Source organism: Ectobacillus sp. JY-23 (assembly GCF_023022965.1).
Taxonomy (GTDB): Bacteria; Bacillota; Bacilli; order Bacillales; family Bacillaceae_G; genus Ectobacillus.
In genome coordinates this window covers 1,060,980-1,075,153 of sequence record NZ_CP095462.1, presented here as the reverse complement: position 1 = coordinate 1,075,153, position 14,174 = coordinate 1,060,980, and the positions used below count along the sequence as shown (strand labels likewise).

General features: G+C 39.0%; 10 protein-coding genes. All 10 read left to right on the top strand.

The window, feature by feature from the left end; genetic code table 11:
• Positions 1 to 54 precede the first annotated feature (54 nt).
• The 10 genes from pflA (at position 55) to MUG87_RS05555 (ending at position 14,112) form a co-directional block, all read left to right on the top strand.
• Positions 55 to 783 (top strand): pyruvate formate-lyase-activating protein, encoded by a 729-nt coding sequence (gene pflA / locus MUG87_RS05600; RefSeq protein ID WP_247086343.1) that lies wholly within the window; start codon positions 55 to 57, stop codon positions 781 to 783.
• 390 nt (positions 784 to 1,173) lie between these two features.
• On the top strand, positions 1,174 to 2,361 hold the full coding sequence (locus tag MUG87_RS05595; protein ID WP_247086341.1) for a glycine C-acetyltransferase: 1,188 nt from the start codon (positions 1,174 to 1,176) through the stop codon (positions 2,359 to 2,361).
• Positions 2,362 to 2,394: 33 nt separating this feature from the next.
• Entirely contained in the window at positions 2,395 to 3,357 is a 963-nt protein-coding gene (locus MUG87_RS05590) for an L-threonine 3-dehydrogenase (RefSeq protein ID WP_247086339.1), read from the top strand.
• Positions 3,358 to 3,608: 251 nt separating this feature from the next.
• Complete coding sequence (gene miaB, locus MUG87_RS05585) at positions 3,609 to 5,138, top strand: tRNA (N6-isopentenyl adenosine(37)-C2)-methylthiotransferase MiaB (RefSeq protein ID WP_247086338.1); 1,530 nt, start codon at positions 3,609 to 3,611, stop codon at positions 5,136 to 5,138.
• A 28-nt stretch (positions 5,139 to 5,166) separates the two neighbouring features.
• Positions 5,167 to 5,571 (top strand): YlbF/YmcA family competence regulator, encoded by a 405-nt coding sequence (locus MUG87_RS05580; RefSeq protein ID WP_247087523.1) that lies wholly within the window; start codon positions 5,167 to 5,169, stop codon positions 5,569 to 5,571.
• Between the two features lie 246 nt (positions 5,572 to 5,817).
• Positions 5,818 to 6,363: an outer spore coat protein CotE gene (locus tag MUG87_RS05575; RefSeq protein WP_247086336.1), complete on the top strand. Its 546-nt coding sequence runs from the start codon at positions 5,818 to 5,820 to the stop codon at positions 6,361 to 6,363.
• Between the two features lie 203 nt (positions 6,364 to 6,566).
• Positions 6,567 to 9,155, top strand: a complete 2,589-nt coding sequence (mutS, locus tag MUG87_RS05570) for a DNA mismatch repair protein MutS (RefSeq protein ID WP_247086334.1) — start codon at positions 6,567 to 6,569, stop codon at positions 9,153 to 9,155.
• Positions 9,156 to 9,159: 4 nt separating this feature from the next.
• Positions 9,160 to 11,001 carry a DNA mismatch repair endonuclease MutL gene (gene mutL, locus MUG87_RS05565; RefSeq protein ID WP_247086332.1) on the top strand — a complete coding sequence of 614 codons (1,842 nt, stop codon included), beginning with the start codon at positions 9,160 to 9,162 and terminating at the stop codon, positions 10,999 to 11,001.
• A 541-nt stretch (positions 11,002 to 11,542) separates the two neighbouring features.
• Positions 11,543 to 13,015 (top strand): spore germination protein, encoded by a 1,473-nt coding sequence (locus MUG87_RS05560; RefSeq protein ID WP_247086330.1) that lies wholly within the window; start codon positions 11,543 to 11,545, stop codon positions 13,013 to 13,015.
• Positions 13,016 to 13,029: 14 nt separating this feature from the next.
• Positions 13,030 to 14,112: a GerAB/ArcD/ProY family transporter gene (locus tag MUG87_RS05555; RefSeq protein ID WP_247086328.1), complete on the top strand. Its 1,083-nt coding sequence runs from the start codon at positions 13,030 to 13,032 to the stop codon at positions 14,110 to 14,112.
• The last annotated feature ends 62 nt before the right edge of the window (positions 14,113 to 14,174 follow it).

The following is a 14,174-nucleotide window of genomic DNA, read 5'->3' as shown; positions in this document are numbered from 1 at the left end:
AAGATAAAGCGATCTCTCTGTGTACAGGTGGATCGTTTGTAAGGGGGAACCGCAATGAAAGGACGTATTCATTCCATAGAATCATGCGGAACAGTGGACGGACCTGGAATCCGCTATATCGTGTTTACACAAGGCTGCTTGTTACGATGTCAGTATTGTCACAATGCTGATACATGGGAAATCAACAAAGGAAAAGAAATGACGGTAGAGGAAATTGTGACCGACATGAGGTCTTACATTCCCTTTATGGAAGCATCCGGAGGCGGTATTACCGTAAGCGGAGGGGAGCCCCTTTTACAACTTGATTTTTTGATTGCTATATTTAGGGAATGTAAAAAAATTGGTGTACACACAGCACTCGACTCGTCTGGAGGGTGTTATACGGCAGATCCTGTATTTCAGGAGAAATTAGGTAAGCTGATGGAATATACAGATTTAGTACTTTTGGATATAAAGCACATCGATTCTAAGCGTCATCGTAAATTAACTGGTAAGCCAAATGAACATATTTTACAATTTGCTCGTTATCTATCCAACAAGAAAAAGCCCGTTTGGATTCGTCATGTTCTTGTACCTGGTCTTACAGATGGAGAAGAAGATTTACGTAACTTGCGAGCATTTATTGATACACTTCAAAATGTAGAAAAAGTAGAAGTGTTGCCATATCACCAGCTTGGTGTATATAAATGGGAAGCATTAGGTCATAAGTATCCTTTAAAGGATATACAACCACCTACAGCTGAAACTATCGCCTTTGCCAATCAAATATTAGTAAGTCATTAATTATATACTTGCATAGTATGCAATAGCTCATAAAAAGAGAAAAAGAAGATGTCCTCGATGTTAGGACATCTTTTTTGTGGTCTGTGCTAAAGTTTTCTGTTGCTTTCCACTCCAATCAACCAATAGTTTAGATAAAATGGGGTTATTTAGAAACGAAAGTATGTTTGTGTGTAATTCAAATGTTTTTTATCCTTTTTCCTGAAAAATATGTTAAGCTAATACGTGAAAAAAGTATAATGATTTACCGGCACTGAAAGCGATAACATAAGAAGAGATTGTATATGCAGAAAAGTAGATCTCAACCCGTTTGCGATACGAGTTTAATAGAGAAAGCGCTTTCGTGGTTAGTGTGGTTGCTGTAGACGCCGGCATGAGGAGGGGCTTAACGATATGTCGAGTAAAGCATTGGAATCATTTTTAACAGAAAATTTAGCGGAATTAAAAGATAAAGGCATGTATAATGTCATCGACCCGCTGGAAAGTCCAAATGGCCCAATTATTACAATTGGTGGCAAGGAATACATTAATCTGTCTTCCAATAACTATCTTGGTTTAGCTACAGATAAGCGCTTAAAAGAAGCGGCAACAAAAGCAATTGAAACATACGGTGTGGGTGCCGGAGCTGTTCGTACGATTAATGGTACGCTTGATGTGCACGTTAAGCTTGAAGAAGCAATTGCGGCATTTAAGCATACGGAAGCGGCTGTTGCATATCAGTCTGGATTTAACTGTAATATGGCGGCTATCTCAGCCATTATGGATAAAAATGATGCGATTTTGTCTGATGAACTAAATCATGCATCCATTATTGATGGTTGTCGTTTATCGAGAGCTAAAATCATTGTCTATAAACACTCTGACATGGAAGATTTACGTCAAAAAGCAAAAGAAGCAACGCAAGGTCAATACGGAAAAGTTATGGTGATTACAGATGGTGTGTTCTCCATGGATGGTGATATCGCAAAGCTACCTGAAATTGTAGAAATTGCAGAAGAGTTTGATTTAATCACGTATGTAGATGATGCGCATGGTTCTGGGGTTCTTGGGAAAGGCGCAGGTACAGTAAAACATTTCGGATTGTCTGATAAGGTAGATTTCCAAATCGGTACATTGTCAAAAGCAATCGGTGTTGTCGGCGGATATGTGGCAGGAAAACAAAATCTCATCGATTGGTTAAAGGTTCGCTCTCGCCCATTCCTATTCTCTACTTCGTTAACACCTGCGGATGTGGCAGCTTGTATTGAATCGTTATCTATTATCACAGAAAGCACAGAGCTTCACGATCGCTTATGGGAAAATGGTCGCTACTTAAAACAAGGATTAAAACAGCTTGGCTTCAATATTGGCGATAGTGAAACCCCAATTACGCCATGTATTATTGGCGACGAGGTCCTAACACAGCAATTTAGCAAACGTTTAAACGAAGAGGGCGTATATGCAAAAGCGATTGTGTTTCCAACTGTTGCAAAAGGTATGGGGCGTGTACGTAATATGCCTACAGCTGCACATACAAAGGAAATGCTAGATGAAGCAATCCGTATTTACGAAAAAGTTGGCAAGGAAATGGGTATCATCTAATACATCATGAGTATGCAATAGGAGTGAGCAAACATGAAAAAAATATTGGTCACAGGTTCTTTAGGACAAATTGGTTCTGAACTTGTCATGATGCTTCGTAATTTATACGGAGCAGAGCAAGTAATTGCTTCGGATATTCGTGCGACTGACAACCCAGCTGTAACATCAGGTCCGTTTGAATTGATTGATGTAACCGATGGTGAACGCTTATATAATGTAGCAAAAGAGCATCAAGTAGATACGATTATTCATTTGGCGGCTTTACTTTCTGCAACTGCAGAAAAAAACCCTGTGTTCGCATGGAATTTGAATATGGGCGGATTGGTAAATGCACTTGAGGCTGCGAAAGAGTTGAATTGTAAATTCTTTACGCCAAGCTCTATTGGCGCGTTTGGTCCTTCTACACCAAAAGACAATACACCGCAGGATACAATTCAAAGACCAACAACAATGTATGGTGTAAACAAGGTGGCAGGTGAATTGCTTTGTGATTATTACTATCATAAGTTTGGTGTAGATACGCGCGGTGTGCGCTTTCCAGGTCTCATCTCCTACGTGGCACCACCGGGCGGCGGCACAACAGATTATGCGGTGGAAATTTACTATAAAGCGATTGAAGAGGGTTCATATACATCGTATATTGCGCCAGGCACGCACATGGATATGATGTATATGCCGGATGCACTTCAGGCTATTGTACAGTTAATGGAAGCAGATCCTGCCAAACTGAAGCATCGCAATGCTTTTAATATTACGGCAATGAGCTTTGAGCCGGAACAAATCGCGGCATCTATTCGTAAACATATTCCTGATTTCACAATCTCCTACGCAGTTGACCCAATTCGACAAGGTATAGCAGATAGCTGGCCAAACTCGATTGATTGCACGGCAGCAGCAGAAGAGTGGGGCTTTAAAGCGCAGTATGACCTTGATAAAATGACAGCTGATATGCTTATGCAACTGCGCATGAAGTTGAAAAAAAAAGTCTATAGCTAATGAGAGTATACGTTCATAAAATCTAAATCTCTTATATTGTTTAATAGGTCTAAACACTTTATACTATATAGGTCTAATATATAAACCGAAGATAAAGGTTTTATGCTTTTGTGCAAGCCATTTCAGCATATTTCGGTGTTTATATAACCGTTGTACAAATACGTATATCGGACATAGTGATTTATATATGATGCATGTTTAAAAGTGTGCGCGCTGTTTAGACTGATAGCTACCTGAAAGGAGATAGAGTTATGAACGAACAACAAAGACTAGAAAGTCAAAAAATACTTTCATCTGAAAAAAAGTCCGAAAAGGATTATAGTCAATACTTTGATAGAACGTATCAGCCACCTTCTTTAAAGGACGCAAAAAAACGCGGCAAAGAAGAGATAAGTATTCAGCGTGATTTTGAGATTCCTGAGGATATGCTTACTATTGGAAACGGTCGTAAGTTCTTCATTCGCACATATGGTTGTCAGATGAATGAGCATGATACGGAAGTCATGGCGGGGATTTTAAGCGCAATGGGCTTTGAACCGACAAATACAGTTGAAGACGCTACAGTTATTCTACTGAATACATGTGCAATACGTGAAAACGCAGAAAATAAGGTGTTCGGTGAGATTGGGCACTTAAAAGCCTTAAAGCGTCGAAATCCTGACGTACTTTTGGGAATTTGCGGATGTATGTCACAGGAAGAATCTGTCGTGAACAAAATCATGAAAACTCATCCGCATATGGATATGATCTTTGGTACGCATAACATTCATCGTTTGCCATTTATTTTAAAAGAAGCTATGTTCTCTAAAGAAATGGTTGTTGAAGTATGGTCAAAGGAAGGTGACGTTATTGAAAACCTTCCACGTGTACGTCGAGGTGATATTAAAGCTTGGGTAAATATCATGTATGGCTGCGATAAATTCTGTACGTATTGCATTGTTCCTTATACACGCGGTAAAGAAAGAAGCCGTCGCCCAGAAGATATTATTCAAGAGGTACGCCAATTGGCAGCACAGGGCTATAAAGAAATTACACTTCTTGGCCAGAACGTAAATGCCTATGGTAAAGACTTTGAAGATATGAAGTACGGTTTAGGTGATTTAATGGATGAGCTGCGTAAAATTGATATTCCACGTATCCGTTTTACAACAAGTCATCCACGTGACTTTGATGATCATTTAATTGAAGTACTGGCAAAGGGTGGCAACCTTGTTGAACATATTCATTTACCGGTTCAATCTGGTAGTACGGATGTATTAAAGATTATGGCTCGCAAATATACACGTGAGCAGTATTTAGAGCTTGTTCGTAAAATGAAGGCTGCTATTCCAAATGCTTCATTTACAACAGATATCATTGTCGGATTCCCTAACGAAACGGAAGAGCAATTTGAAGAGACACTTTCTCTGTATCGCGAAGTGGAGTTTGACAGCGCCTATACATTTATCTATTCACCTCGTGAAGGTACACCGGCGGCAAAAATGCAGGACAATGTACCGATGGAAGTGAAGAAAGATCGTTTACAACGCTTAAATGCCGTCGTCAATGAAATTTCTGCAAAGAAAAACTTGGCTTATCAAGATCAAATTGTGGAAGTACTGGTGGAAGGCGAAAGTAAAAACAATCCGGATGTATTGGCTGGGTATACGCGTAAAAATAAGCTTGTAAACTTTAAAGGGCCAAAATCGGCAATCGGCCAAATTGTCTTGGTTAAAGTTACAGAAGCTAAAACATGGTCATTAAATGGGGTAATGGTAGAAGAACAAATTGAGGTGAAGTGAAGTGACGTACACAAAAGAGGAAATTGTAATGCGAGCAAAGGAATTAGCAAAAATGATTGCTAATACAGAAGAAGTGGATGTATTCAAGCGTGCAGAAGCACAAATTCATAAAAATGAAAATGTGCGAACGCGTATTGATAAAATTAAAGCATTGCAAAAACATGCAGTTAATCTGCAGCATTACGGTAAAGTAGAAGCCTTGAAAAAGGTAGAAGCTCAAATTGACGCATTACAAGCTGAACTGGAAGCTATTCCAGTTGTACAAGAATTTCAATCTTCACAAACATATGTTAACGATTTGTTGCAGTTGGTAGCAAGTACAATCTCCAACACCGTAACGGATGATATTCTCATCTCTACAGGCGGCAATGTATTAAAAGGGGAAACAGGTGCGGAAATCGCAAGCAAAGGCGCTTGCGGCACTTGTATGTAAGAAAAGCGGAATTGACCGCTTAGGCACAAGGCTTAAACTTCAGCAATATACATCTCTTTATAAAAAAGATGCCTGTTTGGGCATCTTTTTCTTTATGGACAAGCACATATCCGAATTTTCGTGCATAAAATGGACTATGCAGATTCTATGCACGCAATCATCTGTAGGCTTTTTTTCATAGGCGATGGCACATTCCGCGATTGTCTCGCATATGATGAATTGAATATTGATTGAGGAGGGTTAGGAATGTCCGAATATAGAGAGATTATTACGAAAGCGGTTGTGGGTAAAGGCCGTCAATATATGAAGTCAACCCATACTGTCGATCCAAATCACACACCGACAAGTATTCTCGGGTGTTGGGTCATCAACCATGCGTATGAAGCAAAAAAATGCGGCAAGTATGTAGAGATTGATGGATATTATGATATTAACACATGGTATTCCTATGATGACAACACAAAAACAGAAGTTGTAACAGAACGCGTACATTACAAAGAAGAAGTGAAGATTCGTTATCGCGACAAAAACTTTACCGGTGATGATTATGAAATCATTGCTCGCGTTATCCAGCATCCAAATTGTTTAGAGGCTATCATTTCTCCAAATGGTAACAAAATTATTGTGACAGTGGAGCGAGAGTTTCTGGTAGAAGTAATCGGCGAAACCAAAGTGTGTGTTCGAGTGAATCCAGAAGGCTGCCGTGACGATGATGACGCATACTGCGAAGTAGATGATGAAGAGTTTGAAGACTTAGATCCAAACTTTATTTTAGATGCAGAAGAAGAGTAAGAATCGCTAGGAAGAATTTCTTCCTAGCTTTTTTGTTATGCTTCTAGCCTGATCGGCATCGATTTTGCTCTCGTGTAAAAAAGAATGTTTTTGTAGGATATACCCAAAATCTGTTTTTTCTTTTAAAGGGTAAATGTACTGCGTAAAAATTCTATCATGTTATAATGGAGTATTATGAGATATTTACGTGTTGGAGGACGACCATGACATATACCCCGATGATGCAGCAATACTTAAAGATAAAAGAAAACTATCAAGACGCTTTTTTGTTTTTCAGATTAGGTGATTTTTATGAAATGTTTTTTAATGATGCTGTTAAAGCAGCACATGAATTGGAGATTACACTAACGAGCCGTGATGCGGGTGGAAGTGAGCGCATTCCAATGTGCGGTGTACCTCACCATGCGGCCAAAGGTTATATTGAACAGCTTGTAGAAAAGGGCTATAAAGTGGCTCTTTGTGAACAGGTCGAGGATCCGAAAACGGCTAAGGGTGTCGTACGACGTGAAGTTGTACAGTTAATTACACCAGGTACGATGATGGAAGGGCGCAACCTTGATGAAAAAGAAAACAATTTTCTTGTAGCACTAACAGAGTTTGAGGGAAGCTATGTGCTTGCGTGCAATGATTTGTCAACAGGCGAGAACACTGTGACGATGCTGAATGGAGCTATGGAGGATGTATTACTTGAAGTACATGCCCTTGGCGCAAGAGAGATAGTTGTTAGCAGTACATTTCCAACAGATGAACTTTACAAATTAACGAGTCAACTCAAGATTACCATTTCTCATGAGGATGAAACAGATATACCGGAAGGACTTCACCGGCTTGTTTCCCATTTACAAGATGAGAAATTAACGATGGCCGTTGGTCGTCTGTTTTGTTATGTGTTGCGCACACAAAAACGATCCCTAGATCATTTACAACCTGTGCGTATGTACTACAGCAATCAATTTATGAAAATAGATGTGCATTCTAAGCGTAATCTAGAGTTGACAGAAACCATTCGTACAAAAGAGAAAACAGGCTCATTGTTGTGGCTACTTGATAAAACAAAAACTGCAATGGGTGGTCGCATGCTGAAACAATGGGTGGAGAGACCGCTTGTGAATGCAATGCAAATTGAAGAGCGGCATGGCATGGTTGAAACATTCATGATGCATTATTTTATAAGAGAAGATCTAAAAGAGAAACTTCGTGATGTCTATGACTTAGAAAGATTGGCTGGAAGGGTTGCCTATGGAAACGTCAATGCAAAGGATTTGTTACAACTTAAACGTTCTGTTCAGCAAATTCCCGCTATTTTAGAGTTAACGAAGCAGTTGGAAAGTCCATACGCAGATGCACTGATTTCTGAGGCAGATTCGTGTGAAAGCTTAGCTGAGCTACTGGAACAAAGTATTTTGGACACCCCTTCTTTATCTATAAAAGAGGGAAATATTATAAAAGATGGCTATAACAGAACACTTGATGAATATCGCTATGTTAGTAAAAATGGAAAAACGTGGATTGCTGAGCTTGAGCAACGTGAACGGCAATTGACTGGCATTAAGTCGTTAAAAATCGGCTATAACCGTATTTTTGGTTACTACATTGAAGTAACCAAAGCAAATCTTGGAGCGTTGCCAGAAGGAAGATATGAGCGTAAGCAAACGCTAGCAAACGCCGAACGCTTTGTAACGCAGGAGCTAAAAGAAAAGGAAGCGCTCATTTTAGGTGCAGAAGAAAAAATTGTGCAACTGGAATACGATTTGTTTGTCGAACTTCGCGAGCAAGTGAAGGCTTATATTCCAAAGCTTCAACATCTTGCAAAAATTGTGAGCGAGCTTGATGTATTACAAAGCTTTGCGACGGTAAGCGAAGAGGAGCAGTTTGTAAAGCCGCAGCTGTCAGCTAAGCGTGAAATTTTTATCAAAGATGGCCGTCATCCTGTCGTGGAAAAGGTGCTTAACACAAAAACATATGTACCAAACGATGTGTGGATGCCACAAGAAACAGATATGTTTTTGATTACAGGTCCGAATATGTCCGGTAAAAGTACGTATATGAGACAGTTAGCGTTACATGCTATAATGGCGCAAATCGGATGTTTCGTACCGGCGAACGAGGCGGTGTTGCCGGTATTCGATCAAATCTTTACCCGCATTGGTGCTGCTGATGATTTAATCTCAGGTCAAAGTACGTTCATGGTAGAGATGCTGGAAGCCAAAAACGCTATCGCAAACGCTACAAAGAATAGCTTAATTTTATTTGATGAAATTGGGCGCGGTACATCAACGTACGATGGTATGGCGCTTGCGCAGGCCATTATTGAACATATTCATCACCATATTGGGGCTAAAACGTTATTTTCAACGCATTATCATGAGCTAACAGCACTTTCCGGTCAGCTAGACAAGTTGAAGAATGTGCATGTAGCTGCAATTGAAGAAAATGGAAAAGTCGTATTTCTTCATAAAGTAAAAGAAGGTGCGGCAGATCAAAGTTATGGAATTCATGTTGCGGAGCTAGCTGAATTGCCAAGCAGCTTAATTAACCGCGCGAAAGAGGTACTTGCGGCACTAGAGGGAACAGAAGTGAAAGAGGTACCAGAGCTTCAAAAGAAAGCATCAACGCTATATGACGATCAGCTTTCTTTCTTTACGGTCACAGAGCCGCCTGTAGAATCAAAACAAACATCACATGAGAAAAAAGCGCTGGAACAAATTAAGAAGCTAGAAATTTTAGATATGACGCCGCTTGAGGCGCTGAACGAGCTGTATCGTTTACAAAAACTGCTGAAGAAAGGATGAGAGAATGGGGAAAATTCGTAAGCTTGACGACCAGCTCTCAAACTTAATCGCAGCGGGAGAGGTGGTTGAGAGACCAGCTTCCGTTGTAAAAGAGCTGATTGAAAACGCAATTGATGCAAACAGTACAAGCATTGAAATTCATTTGGAGGAAGCAGGTCTTTCTAAAATTCGTATCATCGATAATGGAGATGGTATGGAAGAAGATGACTGTCTTGTGGCCTTTGAACGTCATGCCACAAGTAAGATTCAAGATGAAAGAGATTTGTTCCGCATTCGGACGCTTGGTTTTCGGGGGGAGGCTTTGCCTAGTATCGCTTCTGTCAGTGAGCTGACGTTGCTTACGAGCACGGGAGAAGGACCGGGGACAAAAGTAGCCATTAAAGGCGGCGAACTTATTTTACACGAAAAAGCAACGAGTCGAAAAGGTACAGATATTACGGTAGAGCATCTGTTTTTTAATACGCCTGCTCGCTTGAAGTATATGAAAACAATTAATACGGAGCTCGGAAATATTACTGATCTTGTATATCGTATTGCGATGGCACATCCAGACGTATCCATTCGCCTGTTGCATAATGGGAAAAAGCTGCTCCATACATCTGGAAACGGTGATGTACGCCAAGTGTTAGCTGCAATATATGGTGTACCGATTGCGAAAAAGATGATTCCGATTGAAGTACAGTCTCTAGATTTTATCATAAAAGGCTATGTTGCACTTCCAGAGGTAACAAGGGCTTCTAGACATTATATTTCAACGATTGTAAATGGGCGCTATATTCGTAACTATTCGCTTGTTAAAGCCATTCAACAAGGCTATCATACATTGCTGCCAATCGGCAGGTATCCGATTGCTTTTTTCTCTATTGAAATGGATCCGATGTTGGTTGATGTGAATGTGCATCCAGCAAAGCTGGAGGTGCGCTTCAGTAAAGAGAATGAGCTGCTTGAGCTGGTGTCTACCACTTTAAAGGAAGCCTTTCAAAAGGTACAACTCATTCCGTCTGCTGTGGTGAAAAAGCCGGTGCAACAGGACAGCACACAAGAGGCTTTCCGGTTTGAGCACACCATTACACCAGATATTAAGTTGCCGACAGGTATGCTCGAAAAAAAAATTGAAAAGCCTGTTATAATGGAATCACCAATATCAGCTCCTGTCATTGTGTCAGAACCAAAACCGGAGCACCAGGAGATTTTGTACGAGTCGGAAGAGGAGTTGGTGTTAACATTACCTGAGGTAGCTTGTGAGGTGGAGATGAACGGAAATGACTTGCCGCCTCTCTATCCGATTGGACAAATGCACGGCACGTATATTTTGGCGCAAAACGATCAAGGATTATATCTTATTGATCAACATGCGGCGCAGGAGCGTATTAACTACGAATATTTTCGGGAAAAGGTTGGCCGTGTTGCACCTGATGTACAGGAGCTGTTAATTCCGTATCGCATTGATTTATCGCTGCAAGAGTTTCTAAGGGTTGAAGAGCAGTTATCGGAGCTCGAGAAGGTAGGTTTATTTCTCGAACCATTCGGTCAGCAAAGCTTTATCGTACGCTCGCATCCGACATGGTTTCCAAAAGGAGATGAAGTGGAAATCATTGAAGAGATGATGGAGCAGGTGCGTAAAGAGAAGAAGGTCGATATAAGAAAACTTCGCGAAGAAGCTGCGATAATGCTGAGCTGTAAAGCATCTATTAAAGCGAATCAGCACCTAAAGAATGAAGAGATTTTCGCGTTGCTAGAGGATTTGCGTAAAACAACGAATCCGTATACGTGTCCGCACGGCAGACCAATTGTAGTTCATTATTCTACGTATGAGCTGGAAAAGATGTTTAAGCGGGTAATGTAAGTAGCTTTAGAGAAAAGGAAGAAAGTGGAGCTAAAGGATTGTATGAACTGAAAAAGGGCAACCCAGTCTGTAAAAGCTGGTTGCCCTTTTTCAGTTCATACAGAGAGAGTATTAATGACGTGGAAGTCACAGGTGAAAAGGGTAGTAAGTATATCTTACTTTCATAAAAATTTGAACTAGTAACTTCGGTAAAGTAAGTTTTATTGTAAAGCATTTGTGTTTAAGCTTTTGTATAAGCTGCACAAATCTGTTTAAGTGTAGCTTCAGATTCATAATAAAGTACCTTATAAAAAAATAGAAATAGCAAATACTATTTAATATAAATTAGGCTTTGTTAAAGCTTAATGTTAATAATTGATACTTGTTGATAGGAGTGAAGGGGGAGACTCCTGCGGGAAAAGCGAGTCAAAGGGAGACCCCGCAGGCGCATAGCGCTGAGGAGGCTCCCTGACCACCCAGGGAAAGCGAACCCCCGTAACAGAAATCAACAACGAATTTTAACAGAGCCATAAATTAAAAGAAGTAGTGGGGTATAAAGAATATGGGAGCTTCAAACCAGTGGCTAGAAATTCAAGGTATGAAGAAAAAATTAAGCCGATCATATGATTTTGTCCAATATCATAATAAGGAAGCTATTTTACCTTATGCTATTTCTTACTTTTCTTCTTTAATTAATATAGATACACTTCATCGAGAAATATTACCTGCAATGAATCAAAAAGATATTTCATTGATACAAGATTTAAAAGGGGCTATTCCAATTGAAGACAATATTCTGTCAACAGATACAATATTAATTGAAAAAAAACTTCTTAATGGGTATGTTCTGATCGAGTTATTAAACGATAAAACAAATGTTTTATTAATTAAAGCTGCAGTTAGAAAGTCCAGAAGTATTAGTACACCAGAGAATGAATTTACTGTCATGGGGCCGAAAGAAGCCTTAATCGAAGACTTAGATACTAATATTCATTTAATAAGAAAGCGTCTCCCTATCCCGGGGTTCATTACTACAGAAGTAAAAATTGGAACCATGAGCCAAACGAAAGTAGCTATCTTATACATTGAAAATGTTACAGACGATGATAACGTAAGTACAATTTTAAAACGCATTCAAGATATTCAATATGATGCGATTTCTGATGTGGCAGTTTTAAATCAAATGATAGTAGATGATTCACTATCTATATTTCCTCAAACCATTGATACAGAAAGGGTAGATCGGATTGTTGGTGCTTTAAGTGATGGTTATGTAGTCATAATGTGTGATGGCTCTTCTTCTGCTATTATCGCACCAGCTACGTTTGGTATTTTGTTGACTTCATTTGAGGATTATTATCTAAATTGGATACTAGCTTCCTTTTTTAGGATTGTTCGTGTTATCTCAATTTTTTTATCAGTGATTGTCACGCCACTATATGTTGCCATTCTTACGTATCATTATGAAATATTTCCATCTAAATTATTAGGTACATTAATTTCATCCAGAAGTAGTATTCCATTTCCTCCTATTATAGAGGCTCTGTTTTTAGAGATAACGATTGAGCTATTAAGAGAAGCTGGTGCAAGAATGCCATCAAAAATAGGTCAAACGTTGGGGATTGTTGGGGGAATCGTAATTGGTACTGCATCTGTACAAGCTTCACTTACTAGCAATGTGTTATTAATTATAGTGGCATTAGCTGCTCTTGCTTCATTTACCACACCCGTGTATCGAGTAACAAATACAATACGTTTTTTGAGGTATCCATGTTTGCTATTTGCACAACTCCTAGGCTTATTTGGCATTGCTCTGTTTGGTATCTTTGTGCTAACTCATCTAATTAAGTTAACTTCTTTTAATCGACCTTATCTTTCACCCCTGTATCCACCAAGAATACCAGATATGAAAGATTTCTTAATTCGTCTGCCATTTGGCATGCAAAAATACAGACCAACTTTTTTGCGTCCAAAGGATAAGGCGCGCTTTTCTTTCTTTGAGGGATTTCGTTTTAGAGATTTTGATGAAGATTAAAGGGGGAAGATTTATTGCAGTCAAAAATAAAGGAACATATGATGATTTCTGCTTTTTTAGTTATGTTTATTATCCACAGTGCACAAGTAGGAGTAGGAGTACTTGGATTTCAAGCAGCAATCTCAAGATTGGTCGGACAGGATGCATGGATTGCAGTAGTTTTAACAGGGATACTTTTTCATGTTATTGTGTACATGATATATGGCATTTTTAACGGTGATTCAAAGGAATTTGTTCATATTATGCAGAAGAATTTTGGGAGCGTCTTAGCGTTTATATTAAACGTTGGAATTATGGCTTATTTTATTTTATTGGCCATTGTCTTAATACGTACATATATATCCGTTGTACAGCTATGGATGTTTCCTGATTTGGCGACGTGGATTCCAGGGCTCTTATATATATTAATGATATATTATGTCCTTTCTGGAGGGTTTCGAACTGTAACAGGGGTGTGTTTCTTTGGTGTTATTATTCCAATGGCACTCTTTTTAACGTTAGCTATACCTTTAAAATTAGACTTTCACTTTTTTAGAAATTTACTACCTGTTATGGATCATTCTGCTTTTGATTTTATAAAAGCAACTAAAGAACTCACTTTTAGTTATCTTGGGATTGAAACGTTATTAGTTTTCTATCCATTCATTAAAGGTAAGTCACAAAAATGGGCTCATTTAGGTGTGGCAATGACAACTTGTTTATACTTATATGTCATCATTATAACAACGATATTATTTAATGTGAATCAGTTAGATAATACACCTTGGGCTACTTTAACAATCTGGAAATTTGTTGAACTTCCTTTCGTTGAGAGATTTGAATATATAGGTGTTGTTATGTGGAGTCTAGTGATGTTTCCTAATATTTGTCTATATATTTGGTCTGCAACTCGTATTGGAAAACAACTTTTTCATATAAAGCAACAGTCAATTCTAATAAGTATTTTAGTAATCGCTTTCATTGCTGTCTGTATTATACAATTACCCCCACAAATAAAATGGTTGCAAGCAAATGTTAGTCTTGTGGGATTAGGAATAACATATATGTTAATCCCCTTGTTATATATGATAGGTTTATTAAAGAAAAGGCTGTGTTAAAGCCTAATGTTGATTATTTGCACTTGTTGATTGGAGTGAAGGGGTGAGACTCCTGCGGAAAA

Coding starts and splice junctions, on each gene's coding strand:
- miaB (WP_247086338.1), top strand. CDS start 3,609: ATGAACGAACAACAAAGACTAGAAAGTCAAAAAATACTTTCATCTGAA.
- mutS (WP_247086334.1), top strand. CDS start 6,567: ATGACATATACCCCGATGATGCAGCAATACTTAAAGATAAAAGAAAAC.
- MUG87_RS05575 (WP_247086336.1), top strand. CDS start 5,818: ATGTCCGAATATAGAGAGATTATTACGAAAGCGGTTGTGGGTAAAGGC.
- MUG87_RS05595 (WP_247086341.1), top strand. CDS start 1,174: ATGTCGAGTAAAGCATTGGAATCATTTTTAACAGAAAATTTAGCGGAA.
- MUG87_RS05590 (WP_247086339.1), top strand. CDS start 2,395: ATGAAAAAAATATTGGTCACAGGTTCTTTAGGACAAATTGGTTCTGAA.
- MUG87_RS05560 (WP_247086330.1), top strand. CDS start 11,543: ATGGGAGCTTCAAACCAGTGGCTAGAAATTCAAGGTATGAAGAAAAAA.
- MUG87_RS05580 (WP_247087523.1), top strand. CDS start 5,167: ATGCGAGCAAAGGAATTAGCAAAAATGATTGCTAATACAGAAGAAGTG.
- pflA (WP_247086343.1), top strand. CDS start 55: ATGAAAGGACGTATTCATTCCATAGAATCATGCGGAACAGTGGACGGA.
- mutL (WP_247086332.1), top strand. CDS start 9,160: ATGGGGAAAATTCGTAAGCTTGACGACCAGCTCTCAAACTTAATCGCA.